17 protein-coding genes are annotated in these 19,366 nt (G+C 42.3%); 9 read left to right on the top strand and 8 right to left on the bottom strand.

Going from position 1 to position 19,366, the window contains the following annotated elements; translation table 11 throughout:
- Positions 1–169: 169 nt before the first annotated feature.
- From GQS54_RS13580 to imuA, 3 genes are read right to left on the bottom strand one after another with little or no spacing between them, the layout of a single operon-like run.
- Positions 170–3,265, bottom strand: a complete 3,096-nt coding sequence (locus tag GQS54_RS13580) for an error-prone DNA polymerase (RefSeq protein WP_166424514.1) — start codon at positions 3,263–3,265, stop codon at positions 170–172.
- The gene (locus tag GQS54_RS13575; protein ID WP_166424513.1) at positions 3,265–4,674 is read right to left on the bottom strand and encodes a DNA polymerase Y family protein; all 1,410 of its coding nucleotides are present in this window, start codon (positions 4,672–4,674) and stop codon (positions 3,265–3,267) included. Before GQS54_RS13575 ends, GQS54_RS13580 begins: the two co-directional genes overlap by 1 nt.
- Positions 4,675–4,682: 8 nt before the next feature.
- On the bottom strand, positions 4,683–5,372 hold the full coding sequence (gene imuA, locus GQS54_RS13570) for a translesion DNA synthesis-associated protein ImuA (protein WP_166424512.1): 690 nt from the start codon (positions 5,370–5,372) through the stop codon (positions 4,683–4,685).
- Between the two features lie 240 nt (positions 5,373–5,612).
- Here imuA and GQS54_RS13565 point away from each other — a divergent pair, with 240 nt between their 5' ends.
- Positions 5,613–6,077, top strand: coding sequence for an EVE domain-containing protein (locus tag GQS54_RS13565; RefSeq protein WP_166424511.1), 465 nt, complete (start codon positions 5,613–5,615; stop codon positions 6,075–6,077).
- 244 nt (positions 6,078–6,321) lie between these two features.
- Entirely contained in the window at positions 6,322–6,705 is a 384-nt protein-coding gene (locus tag GQS54_RS13560; protein ID WP_166424510.1) for a hypothetical protein, read from the top strand.
- A gap of 85 nt (positions 6,706–6,790) precedes the next feature.
- On the opposite strand, the gene GQS54_RS13555 is transcribed toward GQS54_RS13560, so the two are convergent.
- Positions 6,791–8,551: a DUF885 domain-containing protein gene (locus GQS54_RS13555; protein ID WP_166424509.1), complete on the bottom strand. Its 1,761-nt coding sequence runs from the start codon at positions 8,549–8,551 to the stop codon at positions 6,791–6,793.
- Positions 8,552–8,623: 72 nt separating this feature from the next.
- On the bottom strand, positions 8,624–8,947 hold the full coding sequence (locus tag GQS54_RS13550; protein WP_166424508.1) for a DUF1820 family protein: 324 nt from the start codon (positions 8,945–8,947) through the stop codon (positions 8,624–8,626).
- A gap of 305 nt (positions 8,948–9,252) precedes the next feature.
- Between GQS54_RS13550 and GQS54_RS13545 the strand changes: the two genes are divergently transcribed.
- Both GQS54_RS13545 and GQS54_RS13540 read left to right on the top strand, forming a co-directional pair.
- Positions 9,253–10,911, top strand: a complete 1,659-nt coding sequence (locus tag GQS54_RS13545) for a M28 family metallopeptidase (protein ID WP_166424507.1) — start codon at positions 9,253–9,255, stop codon at positions 10,909–10,911.
- Between the two features lie 161 nt (positions 10,912–11,072).
- Positions 11,073–12,923, top strand: coding sequence for a DUF885 domain-containing protein (locus GQS54_RS13540; RefSeq protein WP_166424506.1), 1,851 nt, complete (start codon positions 11,073–11,075; stop codon positions 12,921–12,923).
- Between the two features lie 90 nt (positions 12,924–13,013).
- Here the strand turns inward: GQS54_RS13540 and slmA are convergent, their stop codons facing one another.
- Together slmA and coaBC are read right to left on the bottom strand one after the other, a co-directional pair.
- Complete coding sequence (gene slmA / locus GQS54_RS13535; RefSeq protein ID WP_166424505.1) at positions 13,014–13,607, bottom strand: nucleoid occlusion factor SlmA; 594 nt, start codon at positions 13,605–13,607, stop codon at positions 13,014–13,016.
- Between the two features lie 60 nt (positions 13,608–13,667).
- Positions 13,668–14,870: a bifunctional phosphopantothenoylcysteine decarboxylase/phosphopantothenate--cysteine ligase CoaBC gene (coaBC, locus tag GQS54_RS13530; RefSeq protein WP_166424521.1), complete on the bottom strand. Its 1,203-nt coding sequence runs from the start codon at positions 14,868–14,870 to the stop codon at positions 13,668–13,670.
- A gap of 143 nt (positions 14,871–15,013) precedes the next feature.
- Here coaBC and radC point away from each other — a divergent pair, with 143 nt between their 5' ends.
- The 5 genes from radC to mutM all read left to right on the top strand — a co-directional run bounded on the left by radC (position 15,014) and on the right by mutM (position 18,160).
- Complete coding sequence (gene radC, locus GQS54_RS13525) at positions 15,014–15,688, top strand: DNA repair protein RadC (protein ID WP_166424504.1); 675 nt, start codon at positions 15,014–15,016, stop codon at positions 15,686–15,688.
- A gap of 629 nt (positions 15,689–16,317) precedes the next feature.
- Entirely contained in the window at positions 16,318–16,554 is a 237-nt protein-coding gene (gene rpmB, locus GQS54_RS13520) for a 50S ribosomal protein L28 (protein ID WP_007107352.1), read from the top strand.
- A 12-nt stretch (positions 16,555–16,566) separates the two neighbouring features.
- On the top strand, positions 16,567–16,722 hold the full coding sequence (gene rpmG / locus GQS54_RS13515; protein WP_006993456.1) for a 50S ribosomal protein L33: 156 nt from the start codon (positions 16,567–16,569) through the stop codon (positions 16,720–16,722).
- A gap of 150 nt (positions 16,723–16,872) precedes the next feature.
- The gene (locus tag GQS54_RS13510; protein ID WP_166424503.1) at positions 16,873–17,355 is read left to right on the top strand and encodes a hypothetical protein; all 483 of its coding nucleotides are present in this window, start codon (positions 16,873–16,875) and stop codon (positions 17,353–17,355) included.
- On the top strand, positions 17,348–18,160 hold the full coding sequence (mutM, locus tag GQS54_RS13505; protein ID WP_166424502.1) for a bifunctional DNA-formamidopyrimidine glycosylase/DNA-(apurinic or apyrimidinic site) lyase: 813 nt from the start codon (positions 17,348–17,350) through the stop codon (positions 18,158–18,160). Before GQS54_RS13510 ends, mutM begins: the two co-directional genes overlap by 8 nt.
- Before the next feature lie 58 nt (positions 18,161–18,218).
- On the opposite strand, the gene GQS54_RS13500 is transcribed toward mutM, so the two are convergent.
- Positions 18,219–19,265: a UDP-N-acetylglucosamine 2-epimerase gene (locus tag GQS54_RS13500; protein ID WP_166424501.1), complete on the bottom strand. Its 1,047-nt coding sequence runs from the start codon at positions 19,263–19,265 to the stop codon at positions 18,219–18,221.
- Between the last annotated feature and the right edge of the window lie 101 nt (positions 19,266–19,366).

Raw genomic sequence — 19,366 nt, 5'->3', positions numbered from 1 at the left:
GCATCGACCACCTGTTACCATGGGAATTTGCTAAACGCTAGGTGGGATCACCAGACGCTTACTGAGATGGAGGCCTCACAGGAGATATAATCAAACAAGAACGCATCAGAAGTATAATGAACGATATGAACAAATGCATACTGATTATTGGCGTCGCTGCTTTAGCCTATTAATGAAAATCGCGGGAACGGGTCTCGAGCTCCGAGAAAAGGTGACTGAGATCATGCAGCTTACCGGCTATGATATGGATAACACCGCCGTCACCACGCTCTAAGATACCGCTGACCTTCAATATCTTGGCTTTTAAATAAGCTTGTTTTTGTGCCCTAGCCGTTGCTTGCCAAACGATTACATTGCTATTGCCTGTCTCATCCTCAAGTGTCATAAAGGTCACTCCAGCAGCTGTTCCAGGGCTTTGCCTTCCTTTGACAAGGCCTACCACAGATACTACCGATTTATTTTGGATATTCTCCAGATGACTCGCAGATGTGTACCGCCCCAGTAAGTTTGCATCACTTAATATGCGAATAGGATGTAAAGTTAAGCTAAGTCCTGTCGTACGATAATCTTCAAGAACAGTATTTAGAGTTGTGGGTTGATCTGGTGTGTACTCGCCGACTAAAGATAGCTGCTTAAATAGCGGTAAATCGGGCTCTGCGTTCATTAGTAACCATTTCGTGGTATATCTATTATCACTGATTGCCTCAAATGCATTAGCGCTGGCTAGCGCTTCTAAATGTCCTCTATTCAAGCCGCTGTCTTTTAGTTCGTTTAATTGTTTGAATCCGTCTAAGGGGCGATTTTTGATAACATGCTCAATTTCATTACGAGATACTCCTTTGACCAGTCTTATGCCTAATCGAATAGCCAGCTTACCGTGGCTATTTTCTAGTATATGATCATAGCTAGACGAGTTGATGCACAGCGGTAGTATCTTTACATGATGACGCTTTGCATCTTGTATCAGTTGATCGGGTGTATAAAAGCCCATAGGCCAGCTATTCAATACACCACAGTAAAAGCTTTCTGGGTAATAATATTTTAACCAAGAGGATACATAAGCAAGAACTGAGAAAGAAGCAGAATGCGATTCAGGGAAGCCATACTCACCGAACCCACATATTTGTTTGTACAGTTGCTCGGCAAACTGAGACGTGTAACCTCTCGCAAGCATGCCGTCGATAAGTTTATCCTTGAATTTAATCAGTTCGCCGGTTTTTTTCCAACTCGCCATGGCCCTGCGTAACTGATCTGCTTCGCCGCCAGTAAAACCAGCAGCAACCATTGCAATCTTAATTACCTGTTCTTGAAATATTGGCACGCCCATCGTGCGTGATAAAACTGTTTCGACTTCTTTAGAGGGATACTCAACAGGTTCTAATCCATCACGGCGGCGTAAAAAAGGGTGGACCATGTCACCTTGAATAGGCCCTGGCCTGACAATTGCGATCTGAATAACTAGGTCGTAAAAACATTTCGGTCGCAGTCTTGGCAGCATTGACATTTGAGCACGAGATTCTATTTGAAAAACACCCACCGTATCTGCTCGTTGGATCATGTCGTAAACATCAGCGTCACTTGGCAACCTAGTTATATCTGCAATGGATATAACCTTCTTTTGGTGGTTGCTTATAAGATCGAAACTTTTACGTATCGCCGTTAGCATGCCTAATGCAAGAACGTCGACCTTAAGTAATCCCAATGTTTCCAAATCGTCTTTATCCCACTGAATGACACTCCGATTTACCATAGAGGCGTTTTCAACGGGTACTAATTGGTACAATGGGTTGGCAGAAATAACAAAACCACCGACATGTTGTGATAGATGCCTGGGAAAGCCCTTTATTTCATTAACTAACTGAATAAAGTGTTGCCCTTTGCCTGAACTTGGGTCGAGTCCAAGCTCTGTTATTTGTGCTTGCCAATTCAATGATTTATCGCGTCGGTTAATGTTTTTAATAAAAAAATCTATTTGAGATTCGTGTATACCTAATGCTTTACCCACATCACGAATAGCACTTTTTTGTCGATAGGTGATCACGGTTGCCGCTATGGCTGTTCGTTCACGGCCATATTTTTTATAGATATATTGGATAATTTCTTCACGACGTTCATGTTCAAAATCAACGTCAATATCTGGCGGCTCGTTTCGTTCTTTTGAAATAAATCGTTCAAATAAAACCGATATTTGTCTAGGGTCTACGGCGGTAATTTCCAAGCAATAGCAGACCACTGAATTGGCCGCCGATCCTCGTCCTTGATAGAGTATATTTTTTGATTTTGCGAACTGTACAATGTCTGAAATAGTCAAAAAAAAGAACTCATACTTAAGCAAAGTTATGAGTTTTAACTCTTTGGCGATGATCCGCTTGATAGCAAGTGTGACGCCATCTGGAAAACGAATTGCCATTCCTGCCTTAACGAGTTTACGTAAATGTTCTGTAGGAGTTGAACCTTGAGGTATCAACTCAGCGGGGTATTGATAACTTAACTCACTCATATCGAAAGTGCATAATTGAGCAATATTGACGCTCTGTGCTAACCAATCGGTTGAGTATAATCGTTTCAATTTAACTAACGGACGAAGTGAACGTTCGGTATTTTGTGGTATATAATTAACCACATGTTCTATATTTTTAACCTTGTGTATCGCATTTAGTACACATAGTAACTCGTATCGTTCGGGTTCATGCATTAATACGCCACCACATGCAGTGATGGGAATGTGGAAACGACGTTGTAAGAACTCGCATTGTGTTAAATAGTCTTGTTCATTAGAGGTGAGGTGCCGTTGGTAACCTATCCATAGGCGATTGGCATAATGCTTAGTTAACCACTTTGCCCAGTAATCGTCTTGGGTTTTATCTCCTTTGGGGATCCAAATGACGAGGCAATGTTTAGCGGTTTTCAAATCCCATAACTCAAGGTGATAACTGCCCTTTTCAGCCCGTCTGCGTGCGTTGGTAATAATCCGACATAACTCGGAATAAGCTTTGTGATTAGGGCACAATAATATGATCTCTAACTCTTCATTAAAATGGAACAAACTACCAACGATTAGTCGAATGTTGAGTTGCTTTTTTTTGATTTCGGAGTGAGCGCGTACTATTCCTGCAACGCTACACTCATCAGTAATAGCAAGTGCTTGATAACCTAAAAAATTCGCTTGAGAAATGAGCTCTTCAGGATGAGAGGCAGCCTGTAAAAAACTAAAATTACTTTGGCAAAATAATTCGGCATATTGCGTAGTATTTTTTTGAGGCATTAGCTAAATATACCATGCAAAAACCACTGCTTTTCTGGTGTTCTAAATATCCAGAACCACTGGCCATTTTGACTCATTGCAATGAAGTAGTCTCTCACGACCGAATGATGATCCCACCAACCTGTGCTTATCCGTTCAGGGCCTTGCATGATCGACACCACTTCGGACAGAATGATTGGTACAGGTAGCAGTAAACTTGGCCGCAAGGATGAATGGTAAAGAGCAGCTGATTCATTTACTTCTAATGGAGGGGTGTATTTCGATGCGCATTCGGGTCGATAGTCATTCATCGTACCAGGGCTAAATAACACATTCTCCCCCAGTTTTGCACTGAGTAACGAAACCAGTTGTAAGCGTGAGACCGCCCCTTGCCTACCTAGGAATAAGTCCTGTTTGTCAGGACTGCGGACAAACGTTTTACCGGTAGTTAGTTGCAAAGCGACAATCGGTGCGTTCAATACAAGGCTTTCGAATCTTAAGGTAAGTAAGGCTGACCAAGTTCGGGCCCTGTATTCACCTTGTTGTGATCCAATTTTAACGTTTAAAGGGGGCATATCTCGTTGGTAAAGGGTCAGGTGTAGCTGTTGAGTGAGTTCGTCTCTTTGCAGTAAAAAATTCTCCAAACTCGTCAGCAGATGTTGAATCGGCTTGATTAATACATCACTACGTTCTATCTCATACAGCAATTCAATGTATTGTTGGAAGTGCTCTTTGGGATGAAAAAAATCAACGGGATGTTTAAAATCTCCCCTGAGTTGACCGAGATAGGTAATTACTTGAGTATCAAAACGTTTAGCGAGATCACCAAACGGTACAGAGAATAATTCCTCAACCGTTTTTATCCCAACACTGTTGAGCTTCCCAATCTCTTTTGAAGTGAGATCGGTAAAAACCAGGTTGATATGTTTGAGTGCCCTTCTTATTTCTTCATGCTCACAAGTGACTTTATTCCACCCTCTCACTGCAAGTAGTTTGGCTGCTAAAGGAGAGTGACCCGATGCATATGAAAAGTGAACATGATGGGAAGTAAGTTGCTTTCTTATCATGCCCCAAAGTGTGTTTAAGTCACCATATAATCCCAACATATTATGTACTTTGAGTAGCAATCCCTGCGGGCTAAAAAAACTAATATCAGAGACGATTAAATATAGATTTTGGGCGATTAGGCTTAGGCGTTGTTCTTCAATTTTGGGGTTAAAGGGCACTACCTGCAGATCATGATGTAACGCTGCAGCTGTGCCTAAAGTCATTTGTATATTAATGCCTAAATCTCGTGCGGCTTGGTTTAACTGCACGATGCTGTTAGTTGAATCCAGTATTACCAAAGGAGACGTTATAGCGCGTTCTTCAAGAGCGTAGGAATCCAACTGCAGATTAGGAAAATGTAAATATAACCATAAAGAGTGCATGCTACAGACTAATCAGTCAGGCTATGGATGGTGGCAAGTGGTATATTTTTTCTTATGGGCAATCGACGTGTGAGAGCAGGCCATGCCTTAACCATGTTAACGACAAACGGCTCACTGTGACTGCCACCTTTGCGTTTCGTAATCGTCACGTCAATACCTTCCGGAGCAGCTGCAAGATCCATCGTTAATGAAACCGGGAGTGAGAAGTGTTCATGGGTTTTCTGGCGAATGATGATACTCAGTGCACCACCCGTTTCTGCGGCGAATTGAAGTCGCTTCGCTTGATGAATTTCTACAGATTGATGCCAAAGAAATACGCCTTCACAACAGCCACTTTTTAAACATTGCTCTGCTGACCATAATGCATCTTTAGCATTTTTCGGTTCAATAATGAGGATGCGGGTTAAGTCAAAACCTAGCTGCAATAACATAGGACCATTTAAGCGAACGGGCGGTGCAATAAACACGAGTAACTTCTCGCTACTTTGCTGACGCAGTACAAAACTGGGCAGTAATAAACGTAACTCACCAATACCGATTGCCGTACTGATATCCACAACGCCTCGTTCGGGCAGACCACCTTGTAAATGTGCATCTAATGCTTCGAAACCACTAGGAAGAGTATTTTGTGCACCACTGACCTGATTTGCTTGCCAGATGAGTCGTTTGTTTTTAAGTTCATCAATTGTGAGGTTCATAGATCACCATATACTGTATATAAATACAGTATATGGACTTGTCTTTATATGCAAGTTTTACGCTGGGAGAAAGTAATTAAAATGGAGGATGTATTTGATTAAAAAGACGATTATTTTTATATGGATGAATAACCTCGTAGAGGGGTAATCCACAGTCATTATGCATACGCTTGGTGGTATCTTTAAAATGCGCAGATTATGCGTGATAATCTATTCATCGATGATACGAAGTGAACACATATGAAATATTGGTTATTTAAAACAGAGCCTGATGCCTTTAGCATTGACGATTTGGCTTCCCGAGCAAATCAAACAGAGCACTGGGACGGTATACGTAATTACCAAGCGCGTAACTTTTTACGAGACCAAGTGAAACTCGGCGATAAGGTCTTTATTTACCATTCGAGCTGTAAAGACGTTGGCATTGTTGGACTTGCTGAAGTGGTAAAAGAAGCTTACCCAGATCACACTCAGTTCGACCCAGAAAGTCGTTACTACGATCCTAAATCAACACCTGAAAACCCGCGTTGGGTGATGGTCGATGTAAAGTTTGTCGAGAAATTCCCTGCTATATTGCCCTTGAAAAAAATTAAAACCATGCCTGAGATAAGCGAAGTAGGTTTAGTCAAAAAAGGCCATAGATTGTCGATAATGCCGGTGAATGAGCAAGAGTTCTCAGCTTTGTTGAGCGCAGCTAAAGCCTAGTGCATTGAGCCTATGAGGTTTTTCATCTTCAGAGTTGATAGTATATGGTTGAGGCACTTTTTTGATGTTTATGAGTGCGCTTTTACATCGCAACTCCTACCTCAATACCTGTGTTGCATGCAAGTTCTCCCCAATAACTCTATGTATAACAATTCAGGGATATTTCCACTCTGTACTTTTTAAAAGGAATTAAATTTGACTGCCCTTCATAAGTTAATAGGTAGAGATACTATCGAAACAAGAATTGAAACAGCGATTAAAAACATTTAATTATCAAAACGTAGCGACTTCAATTATTCATATTTTATCAATAGCCTTTCTTTTAGCTGGGAGAATTTCTGGTTTAATAAGTCAGTGGTATAAAACGAAGATGGTTTCTGCAGCTGATAATGCGAATATTAAGTTGGCTCAAATTTCATCTGACCTCGTAAACACTACTTACGAACATTTATCTAACAAACTAGAGTTGGCGTGGGGCAATAAAGAAAGGTTTGATAGAAAGTTCAAAGCCAAGCAAGCGATTCAGTATTGGACTATCGGATTAGGTACAAGCCTTCTAATTCTTGAGCATTTATTGCCCGATTTTTCAATTGTCGGTATAGCTTTGACCAACGCTGTTTGTCATTGATTGCTAACAATCCGCAGTAATCGATAGCAAAAGCCCCTTGAGACAATAATATCTAGGCTCAGTCGCTTTGCACCAAATTTTAACTCTAACGATTTTCCTCAATAAAGGTATCAATATTCTGTTCTAGAATAGATAAGGGCACTGAGCCGTAGGCAAGCACGGCATCGTGAAAGGCGCGCACATCAAACTTATCCTTTAAGGTTTTTTCGGCTTTTACGCGTAAGCGTTTAATGGTTAATTCCCCAATCTTGTATGACAAAGCTTGAGCTGGCCATGAAATGTAACGGTCTACTTCTGTGGTCACGTTATGTTCTGATAAAGCGGTATTTTCTAGCATGTAATCTATGGCTTGCTGACGTGACCAGCCTTGCATATGCATGCCTGTGTCGACCACTAAACGGCACGCACGCCACATCTCGTAGCTCAAACGGCCAAATTCTTCATACGGTGTGGTGTATATACCCACTTCTTTACCCAAATATTCTGAGTACAACCCCCAGCCTTCGCCAAAAGCAGATATATAGGTGTAACGACGAACGGGGGGTAAGTCTTGCATTTCACTTGCCAGAGATATCTGTAAGTGATGACCCGGTACCGCTTCATGTAACGTCAAAGCGGGTAGGGCATACAAAGGGCGTTTATCTAACGCATAAGTGTTAACCCAATAATAACCTGGCTGGTCGTCTCTTGTTGGGGCGATATAACGGCCCGTCGTGTACTTAGGCGCGATATTATCGGGTACCGGCGCCACGCCGTAGGGAATGCGTGGCAGGGTATAAAACAACTGCGGCAGTGTGGCATCAATTCGCTTGGCTATATATGAGGCGCGCATTAATAATTCGTCAGCACTGGTGGCGTAAAATTCAGGCGAGGTACGCAAATGCTGAATAAATTGGTTAATATCACCATCGAAATTTAGGGTATCGAGTACGATTTGCATTTCATTGCGAATACGCTTTACCTCTGACAAACCAGTTTGATGGATATCGGCTACATTTAAGATGGTGCTGGTGTAATAGTTGCTGCGATTTTGATAAAACTCAGCTCCGTTTTGCCAAGTACTCGCTGCAATATTTTGTTTTGCACTGGGGATATATTCGTCGACTAAAAAATCATAAAATTCTTGATAGGCAGGCAGTACACTTAGATTAACCGTAGTTTCACCTTGAGTATAAAGACTGGCTTGAGTCGCTGGACTAAAGCCTGAATCAGCAAGGCGTTTAAAGGGGGCAAAAAACTGACTGTCATGTACCTTTGCAGTAACAAATTTTTGAATACTTTCTGCAAATCCGTTTAGCACAGCTTTGGGCTGTACTCGTCCTGTTGCTATGCCTTTTTTCATCCATGCGATTTGTTGCTCAAAATAGCGAGGGAATTGCGCTAAGCGGGCTAAATAGTGATGGTAATCTTGTTCCGTTTTGAACGGTGCAGATGCAGGCAAAAAAGCCAGTGCACTGTAAAAGCCCGACTCTGATGTAATGGGCATGTAGTGTGCGTTAAAGCGGTACAAATCAATATCATTTTGCAGTTCACGCAATTGCATCAATTTACTGATTTTCTGCTGGTGGTTTAGGGCGTTATCGTCTATCGCTTGTAGGCGCTTTAAAAACTGTTGATTACGCTGATAATTTGCTTCTAATGCCTCAGGGGAAAAATCTTTGAGTTTATCGTTATAACGATTGTCCTGATAGCGAGTGGCTTTTATGGGATCGACTGATAATTCGTACTGCCAAATTTGCTCAAGTAAAGCGCTTAATTTACGAGACTGTGACGGCTCACTCGCGCCTAGCGCTTGAAAACATAGGCTAAAAAGTATCGTACCTAGTAATAAACCGCGTTTGAACATAGGGATTCCTTATTATGGATTTGGCTAACTTACTCAGTCGTTACATTCGTTATCTATTTAGTGCCAAGTTGGTTATTTTTTCGGGGTATAAATTGGGCTTGGGAAAGCTGTTACCTTATCAGATAACTCGCTGATTTTAGCTATGCCTTGTTTTTTTACTTCATCAATACGCAGTACATTGTGCATAGGAATGTAAGTAGTGGTGACGTCGGCAAACTCAGTTTTGAGCTTTTCGTGGCTTGGGTCAACGACGACGCTGGTGTGGTTGTCCCACACAAAATCACCAATCTCGATAAAACCAAATAGGCTGCCCTGGCAAAGTTCGCGCACGTACAACTCGTAGCGTACGCCATTGGAAATAAATTGAATTCTAAATAATGAAGTGTTGTTCGACATAATACGGTAACTAATGCGGCAAAATAAATGTGCTGCAGTCTACCCAGTCCTACTCGCTTCGCCAAGCCTTATCCGTCAGATTGAATAAGCATAATATTATTTCTACCTGAGGTGAGCGATCACTTAGCGAGTGAGCTGATAAAATTCAACGTTGACCGTGCTTAATTTTGTTTGCCATTCCCTTTGCCGTACAATTTAGCTAACAACAGCACTATGGCTAATTTACCCCAATGCTTGCGAATAGCCGCTTGGCTGGTCAATCTGTTGATAAAATAATATAAACGCACCGATAGAAAGGAATAATAATGCGCCGAATTATGTATTTAGGCATGCTTACAGCTGGGCTTATGCTTGCTGGTTGCCAATCCGCTAATCAATCCACAGTACCAGACAAACAGGAAACACAAAGTGTTCACGCTGATGCCGAGCGAATCAAATCTCACTTACGTTTTTTATCTGATGACTTATTGGAAGGTCGTGACACCGGCTCCCGTGGTCATGAAATTGCCTCTTTGTATATCGCTACAGAACTAGAAGGTTACGGCCTTAAGCCAGGGGGAGACAACGGCAGCTTTTTGCAACGCGCCCCGTTTCGCCAAGCATCACTCGAGCAATCCTCACCGTCTCTGGTGCTTGAAACAGCTAAAGGCAAAGTGGACCTAGCTTACCCTAAGCAATATATCACCAGTGCCAGCCCCGTTAGTGAACTTGCGAGCGTCAAAGGGCAACTGGTGTTTGTTGGTTACGGTATTGTTGCACCTGAGCTAGAACATGATGATTACGTTGGTTTAGACGTTAAAGGCAAAGTCGTGGTTGTTTTATCTGGTAAGCCTGCTTCTTTCCCCAGTGAAGAAGGTGCGCATTTCGGCTCTACCAATGAAAAGAAACGCCATGCCGCTGAGCATGGTGCTATTGGTTATGTGACTATTACTACGCCAACAGCGGAGAAAGTGCGCCCTTACCAAAATCTATTAAATTATATTCATACTCCCACTGTGCGTTGGTTAGACAAAAATGGGCAGCCAGCCAATGTTTATCCAGCTCTTAAAAACAGTGCTTATTTGAGTAAAGAGGCCGCTGAAATACTGTTTGTTAACGCTGATATGAATTTAGAGCAAATTTATCAATTATTAGAAGAAGATAAATCCCCTAAAGGATTTTCTTTACCTGTAAGTATCGATTTTAGCAAACGTAGCGAACACAAAACTATCAGTAGCCCTAATGTAGCCGCTATTTTAGAAGGCTCTGACCCGAGCTTAAAGAATGAATATATTGTTTACTCAGCGCACTCTGATCACATCGGCATTGCCAAAACCGTCAAGAAAGACAAAATCAACAATGGCGCGATGGATAACGCAACCGGTACCTCGGTGTTACTTGAAACGGCGCGTTTATTTAGTCAAATGCCCGTTCGCCCTAAACGTTCTATTTTATTTGTAGCAGTAACAGCCGAAGAAAAGGGCTTGTTAGGCTCTGATTACTTTGCGCAAAATCCTACCGTAGCAAAAGATGCCTTGGTCGCCAACGTCAATCTAGATATGCCGATTTTGACTTACGAATTTAATGATGTGATTGCCTTTGGCGCAGACCACAGTGATTTAAAAGAGTCAGTTAGTCTAGCGGCGCAAAAGATAGGCTTAACCTTAAGCCCTGATCCTTGGCCAGAGCAAGCCTTGTTCACTCGCTCTGATCACTACAGCTTTGTAAAGCAAGGTGTGCCATCAGTATTTTTAGTACCGGGTTTACAGTCTGCTGATCCAGCGGTTGATGGCAGTAAAAAATTCGGAGAGTTCTTAGCCACTAACTACCACAAACCAGGAGATGACTTTAATCAGCCATTTAACTGGAAGGCAGCCACTAAGTTTGCCGAAGTAAATTATTACATTGGTTTAACGTTAGCTAATCAAGCCAAGCGTTCAAGTTGGAATGAAGGCGACTTTTTTGGTGAGACATTTTCTAAATAAATAGCTAAATGGCGATCTATCGCCTCATCAATTATTAGATGAGTGGGCACCAAGGCCAATCTTGTGCTCATTTATTTTGTGTCGGGATTCATGTGCCTTCTGACAGGCCAGGAGCCGATTTCATCGAGTGCGCAAATATAATAAAACATCAGGGAGCCAATATGAAACTATCAATAATTGCCCTTTCACTTGCTGCTGCAACAGTGACTTTTTCGTCATTGAATGTGCAAGCCCAAGTTAATCAAAATAAAACAGCAGACATGCAATCGGCGAAACCCACGCAAACAGAATCAGAACGTCTGAGTGCATTTTTTGCCGATAACTTTGAACAGCGTCTACACCGTTCCCCATTATTTCAAAGCTACTTAGGATATAAATGGGATTACGATAAGTGGGATAACATCAGTGAAAGCTTTGCTCAGCAGAGCCTAGCGCTGGCCGAGACGCAATTAAGTGCGTTGAACGGTTTTGATGCAAGCAAACTAAGCCAAGCAGAGAAGGTTAGTTTAGCGCTAAATAAAGTGTCGTTGGAGCGTCAGTTAGCCAATGATAAATTTCGTCATCACACTTACATAATGGATCAGTTCAGTGCTTATCATACTATGGTGCCTAGCTTTTTAATTAACGTACATCGCGTTGACAACATAGAAGATGCGCAGGCATACATTAGTCGTTTACAAGGCGTAGATAAGTTATTTTCTCAAGTGATTGAGCAGCTACGTATCAGGCAAGATATGGGGGTATTTCCACCTAAATGGTCATACGATCAAATGTTACAAGCATCAAAAAATGTGATTTCAGGTGCGCCATTTGAGCAAAGTGATGATACATCCAGTATTTGGCAAGATTTTCAAGATAAGGTAGCTAAATTAGATATATCTGACAGTGAGCGGAAAGTCTTACTTACTGACGCCAAAACAGCGTTAATGAAGTCTGTAAAGCCCGCTTACCAAGCGTTAATCAGTGAGCTTGCCGTTCAACGTGATTTGACTCCAAAAGGGGATGGTGTGTGGCGTCTGCCCGATGGTGATAAGTGGTACGAGAATCGTCTTGCATGGTTTACCACTACCGACTTAACAGCTGATCAGGTACATAATATTGGTTTAGAAAATGTTGAACGTATTCATCAAGCTATGCGCGGCATCATGAAGAAAGTGGAATTTGAGGGCAGTCTGCAAGACTTCTTTGAATTTATGCGCACTGACAAACAGTTTTATTACGCCAATACTGACGAAGGCCGGGAAGCGTATTTAGTTGAAGCTAAGGCGCTTATTGATACTATGCGTGAGGAGCTACCTGATTATTTTAGTTTGATCCCCCAGGCAGAAATGATGGTGAAACGCGTTGAACCATTTCGTGAAAAGTCTGCAGGTAAGGCGTTCTATCAAAGCCCTGCCAAAGATGGTTCTCGTCCAGGAGTTTACTACGCTAATTTATATGACATGAATGATATGCCGACCTATCAAATGGAAGCCTTAGCCTACCATGAAGGTATTCCAGGCCATCATATGCAACGCGCCATCGCGCAAGAATTAGAGGGCATTCCGGAGTTTCAGAAATACAGTTCATTCACTGCTTATACTGAAGGTTGGGGCCTGTACACAGAAGAGTTAGCGAAAGACATGGGGTTTTATCAAGACCCTTATTCTGATTTTGGCCGCTTGGCAATGGAGTTGTGGCGAGCTTGTCGATTGGTGGTTGATACCGGTATCCATAGTAAAAAGTGGAGTCGTGAACAAGCCATTACTTATTTAATTGAGAATACACCCAACCCCAAAAATGATTCGGTGAAAGCGATTGAACGTTATATTGCGATGCCGGGACAGGCGACAGCTTATATGATCGGTAAACTTAAAATCATGGAGTTACGTGAATGGGCACGTGATGAGCTAGGCGAGAAATTTGATATTCGTGGCTTTCATGCTCAAGTATTAAAAGATGGGCCTGTGCCACTGAATATTCTTGAGCAAAAAGTAAAAGCTTGGGTGGCCAGTGAGAAAAAGGTGCTTTAGTAAGCCGTATTAATTCTCAATTATTCGCTAATAAAGAGCCAGTTTAGGTTAACTAAACTGGCTTTTTTGATTGTGATACCAACTATTCAATTAATTCAAAAAGAACTGAGTGCTAATAAACTGCCACTGCTCGTTAAAGCCCTCAGTAGGACGACGAGTAAACTTACTGCGAATAAACTGGTTAATGCGACCATCTGCGTAGCAGATAAGGAAGTTGGCGATAATCGCTTCTTCTGCTGGTAAGGTTTTACCTTCTCGTAACTTTCTCTCTCTAAGAACTTGTTTTAACTGGGTTTCTAAGCGTTCAAATAGTTGAGTAATGCGGTCACGGAGTCTGTCTTGTTCGCCCATTAATGCGTCACCGTTTAAGATGCGCGTTATGCCTGGGTTTTTCTCGGCAAATCCTAATATTAAACGCAGAATTAACTGGCAACGGGTCTCAGAGTCTTTTTCTTCGTTTATGATTTTGTTGATACGCGAAAAGAGCGTTTCTTCGATAAACTCGATTAATCCTTCGAACATCCGTGCTTTACTGGGAAAGTGGCGATACAGCGCAGCCTCTGATACACCCACATGTGCAGCCAGCTTAGCCGTAGTGATACGTTGGCCTGGATTGGTTTGTAACATACTGGCGAGTGCTTGTAATATTTGTGCGCGGCGATTTATTTTTTTAGCTATTGCCATTTTCTATCCTAAAGTGACCTCTGTGTTCTTCGTTAACTAAAGAGCATGTCCTTGGTTTGTTTACGTCGTTTTCTGTGCATAACGCTGTGCAACAAGTGTCATCAGCGTTAACGCTAACTGACTCTTATCGGCCACACCGAGATTTTTTCCACCATTATTCCAATAAACATTTAGCGCGTTTTGTTCACTGTTAAAACCTAAACCTGCTTGGGACACATCGTTTGCGGCGATCATATCAAGCTTCTTACGTTTGAGTTTATCTTGAGCGTAATGGGCGACGTCTTGGGTTTCAGCGGCAAAACCGACCGTGAAAGGGGGCTGAGCTAAATGTGCAACATCACTAAGAATATCAGGGTTTCTAGTAAAAGTAAGTGTTAACTCCGAATCGGACTTCTTAATTTTTTGTTGTGTTTTCTGTTGAGGCTTGTAGTCAGCAACAGCAGCGCAACCTATAAAAATTTCGCAATCCGGTACCACTTTCATCACAGCTTGATGCATTTGTTCGGCACTGACCACATTAATCACTTTAACACCTATTGGGGGAGATAAATTAACCGGGCCAGATATTAAAGTAACGTTGGCTCCAAGGGCTAATGCCGCTTGCGCTAGTGCGTAGCCCATCTTCCCTGAACTGTGATTACTAATAAAACGCACCGGATCGATTTCTTCCCGAGTGGGCCCTGCTGTAATCACAATATGCCTGTTGGCTAAAATGGGATCTATTGGACTTTGGGCTAACATGTTAGCAATGTCTACAGGCTCTAACATACGACCTAAACCTACATCACCACAGGCTTGCTCACCGGGAGCAGGGCCTAAAACCTTAACACCTCTTTGTATCAGTAGGCTTAAGTTAGATTGCGTAGCTGGAGCGTGCCACATCTGTTGATTCATTGCGGGAGCAATATATATCGGCGCGCTGGTGGCCAGGCAAAGCGTAGAGAGTAAATCGTCTGCTAGGCCGTGTGTAAGCTTTGCCATAAAATTGGCCGTAGTCGGCGCTATAAGCACTTTGTCAGCCCACTTAGCCAACTCAATATGGCCCATGGCTGCTTCTGCATTACGATCGAGCAGATCATCTCCAACTGGATTCCCTGAGACCGCTTGTAGCGCTAAGGGGCTTACAAACTCGGTTGCTGATGCGCTCATTACACAACGTACTTGTGCCCCAAGAGCCGTTAATTTTCTGACTAAATCTGGGGTTTTATAAGCCGCTATGCCGCCAGTTATACCGAGAAGAATCTTTTGCTTAGTTAATTGCATAGGGATCATTTTGCTGTCTTAGGTATTTTATGCGGTCATTATTGGCTGGAATAGACCACTTTTGCTAGGCTTAATTTTCAATTGTTTTCTATTTTGAGTCTGTGGTCGACGCAAAAAAGAAACACCAGAATAGTCAGGGACGTATGAAAATAACCGATTGGCCAAGCCATGAAAGACCAAGAGAAAAGCTATTAACACAAGGGCCTACTGCTTTATCTGATGCGGAATTATTAGCTATATTTTTACGTACGGGTATCAAAGGGCTTAGCGCTGTAGATCTCGCTCGTAACTTACTGAATACCTTTGGTTCGCTGCGCGGATTGATTGCTGCAAGTCAGCAAGACTTTTGTCTGGCTAAAGGCTTAGGACAAGCAAAATTTGTTCAATTACAAGCGTCAATAGAGCTAAGCCAGCGTTTTTTTACTGAGCAATTGCAGCGCGAAACCGTATTTAATAGCGCCCAACAAACAAAACAATTTTTAATCGCCCAACTACGTGATGAACCGAACGAAGTGTTTGGCATGTTACTACTTGATAGCCAGCATCAATTAATCAAATTCCGCAAGATGTTCTTCGGTACTATCGATAGCGCTTCTGTTTATCCCAGAGTTTTAGTTAAGCAGGCGCTAGAGGATAACGCTGCTGCGGTAATTTTAACGCATAATCATCCTTCAGGTATCGCGGAACCTAGCCAAGCAGATGAGCACATAACTGCACGTATTGTCAGCGCTATGAGTTTGCTGGATATCAAGGTGCTCGATCATTTAGTCATCGGCGATGGCGTAGCGGTATCGTTTGCCGAGCGTGGTCTTATTTAACGATATAGTTGATTCATTAGACTGTATTTCGAAGAAGACATGTTGGTCAGTAGCGTTAAGGCTTGCAAAAGTCGCACATAATAAATCAAACGTTGCTAGCACTCACAGATATGTATGGATCACTGATGGCGATTGCATTTTGGAGTAACACTTTACCCTGGTACATAAATGGCATATGCAGCCTGCAACATTCTTTTACGCGCAAAATATTAAGTAGTTTGGGCATAATATTTTCGATGGCGTGAAGATATCTTTGCGCCTAACCGTTTTGATGAGAGAATGTATTATCATGGACAAGATAGATAGCTTGGCGAATGACTGACCAGTCTTTGGGGCGCCTCTTCAGGTGCACTACTGCGCAACTTTACTGGTTGTAGAGCATTATCAAAGCTATGTAATGACCAAGATATTAGCAATAAATAACGTTATTCGAGCCGCGACAAAAAAGCAAAAATTAGCCCGTACTGCTTTGGTTATAATAAAAGACTAGGCTTTTTATCAGTTAATCGTTGAATTAATTAGCTGTTTGCTGTATAAAATGCGCCCTCTTGTTGATAGCTAAAGCTGGCACGTGTATTTACATGCTTGTCAGAGCTAAATATTTTTAGAATTGTTTGGAGACAAATACGATGTCCAAAGTATGTATAGTGACAGGCAAGCGTCCAGCGGTAGGTAACAACCGTTCACACGCTAAAAACTCGACTCGTCGTCGTTTTTTGCCAAACCTACAAACCCACCGTTTTTGGGTTGAAAGCGAAAACCGTTTCGTGAAATTACGTTTAACCGCTAAAGGTATGCGTATTATTGATAAAAAAGGTATTGATTCAGTATTAACTGATATCCGTGCCAATGGCGTAAAAATTTAAGGAACACAGATTATGCGTGATAAAATCAAGTTAGTGTCTTCTGCTGGTACCGGTTTTTACTACACCACAGATAAAAACAAACGTAACATGCCTGGCAAAATGGAGATCAAAAAGTTTGATCCTAAAGTACGTCAGCACGTTTTGTTTAAAGAAGCCAAAATTAAGTAATTAATACTTGTTTTGTCTCCCGAAAAACCCGGCTTATGTCGGGTTTTTTGCGTTATGTGAATCTTGCTAAACTCACCAAATAGACTGTTTTTTCACGCATTCAACGTGTCATAATCCCCAGATGAATCTTTTATTTTCGCCAGCAAAATTATGATTAGACTTACCTCCCGAGGGTGGAATAATGTACTTATTATTTCCATGCTGTTGCTCATTATTATGTTCAACTTAACAGGGAATATTTTTTCAAATAGTAGCCCCAGTGATAAGGCCTTAAAGGCTTTAGTACCTAATGGCGATATGATTACGAGTATTGACATGGGGTCGACCACCCTTGAACGAGTAGGGCGCGGTTGGCGACTGCTGCCTGCGCAGCAGGGTATGGATAATCAGAGGCTCAGTGAAACTATCGGTAACTGGCATAACGCCAAACTTGAGTCCATTGACCAAACTTCACTCACCGGTGCTATGGCAGTTGATGTCTGGTTGGCGGGTGAAGGTGTACCGCGCAGTTATTTTTTTTACCAAATGGCTGGCGGTGTGTTTGTACAATACCCCGCGCAAGGCGGGCAATTATATAAAGTCACTAACATGACGTGGCCGCAACTTTTTTTAATGGATATTCCCCATGCCTGAGTTACCAGAAGTCGAAGTTAGCCGTTTAGGTATCAGCCCACATTTGATAGGTCAGCAAATAAAGCAGGTTATTGTGAGGCACAGACAGTTACGTTGGTTAGTACCTGAAGAAGTGCATTTAGCCGAAGGGCTTACCGTTAAAAATGTACGTCGCCGAGCTAAATATCTATTTATTGATACCACCAAAGGCAGCATCATTTTGCATTTAGGTATGTCGGGCAAGCTCAAAGTGGTGAATGTCGATACCCCAGTGATTAAACACGATCATGTGGATATCGTATTAACTAATGGTGTGTGTTTACGCTTTAATGATGCAAGACGTTTTGGAGCTTGTTTGTGGCAAAACGCTAACGAGCCGGAAATGAGTATGATAGCAGCTCTTGGGCCTGAGCCCTTGACTGATGAATTTGATGGTCTGCGCCTGTACGAGCTGTCGCGTAGTAAGACTGTTGCCGTGAAAAACTTTATTATGGACAATAAAGTGGTGGTGGGTGTCGGTAATATTTACGCTAACGAGTCATTATTTATTGCCGGGATTGATCCACGAAAGGCTGCAAAAAAGGTCAGTAAAAAAAGTTACTTGGCCTTAGGTGTGATCATCAAGCAAGTATTGACCAAGGCAATAGAGCAGGGCGGTACGACGTTAAAGGACTTTACCCAGGCCGATGGCAGCCCAGGTTACTTTGCGCAGCACTTACGCGTGTATGGGCGCAAAGGCGAGGCCTGTGAAGTGTGCGATAGTGAAATACAGTCTGTCACGCTGGGTCAGCGCAATACGTTTTTCTGCGAACAGTGCCAAAAATAAGCAATTTCAGAATGTTGAGCTGGAGGTAACCCCGCATCTATTTAGGCTTAACAACAGGTTACCATTTCCAGTAACCGAGCTTTTTACGCATTTTCAAGCTGCGGATCACATTACGTGGCTTTTTCTTTAAGTTAGGCGGATTAGCTAGCATGTCTTCGGTAGCATCGAGTATACGTGCGCTCGATAGGCCATCGGTATAAGGGTGTGTTTGGGCTGCATAGTCTTCTATTTTAGACATTAGCTCTGTTGGGCGAGTCAACGCGTACGCTATGCTGCTTTCGATTTCAATTGGATCCGTTACATTAATTAGGTGCGCCTTAGGGTGCTCGTTTTTAACGGTGACCACAGGTTTATTCAACATCAAAAACTCAACCAACATGGACGAGTTATCGCCTAACATTAAATCTGCCTCAAGCATCAATGGCATCGCATTATCTGTTTCAATGAAGGTTAAGTTGTCATGTTGAGCCGCTTTATAAGCGTCTACTGTACTTTGTGCCATTTTGGGATGAAAGGTGACCAACCAGCGCCATTTTTTATCTTGTGATAATCGTTTAATCGTTGGCAACAACGCTTCTGCCTGAGACATTCTGGGAGAAAAGGTAGATGAAAATAACACTACTGGCCGATCGTCCACTTTTTGAGCCAACGGCATATTTTTAAAAAACGGATCCATCTTACAAAAACCGGTTTCAACTACTTTAAAGTGTTGGTGTTTCGCTTCCAGTTTTTTAAATGTATCTGTCATTGACGGGCCGTGAGTGCAATATAAATCAAAACAATCCCGGATAATAAATGAATAGTTTAATCCGTCTTTTACGCGGGTTTTAAAGCCAATAAAGCCGTGGCGTACGCAGACTTTCAGGCCAGGTATAAACGACGGGATCATATTGCCGGGAATAAATACCGCACAAGCTTGGTAATCTATAACGGCCTGTACGTTAGCTAGCTGTTGTTCTTCGGGTGTAAAGTACGCTCGGTTAACGTTATTTCCTTCTACAAACCATGCGACAGTATCGCCACGTTTATGTATTTCATCCTGCATTGGTCGCAGTATTTGAAAAGCATAGTTTTCTGAAATATAAAATAAATAACGTTTGGCCATGGGTCCTCTTATGTTCGTAGGGTATTGCGCGCTTTTTAAAGCGCGCAAAGTAGGATACGTGATTATGATTTAATGCGGCGTAAATGAATGCCGCCTTTGAA

Origin of the sequence: Paraglaciecola sp. 20A4, from assembly GCF_011378905.1 — a bacterium.
Classification (GTDB): domain Bacteria; phylum Pseudomonadota; class Gammaproteobacteria; order Enterobacterales; family Alteromonadaceae; genus Paraglaciecola.
This window is presented reverse-complemented; position numbering and strand designations above follow the sequence as displayed.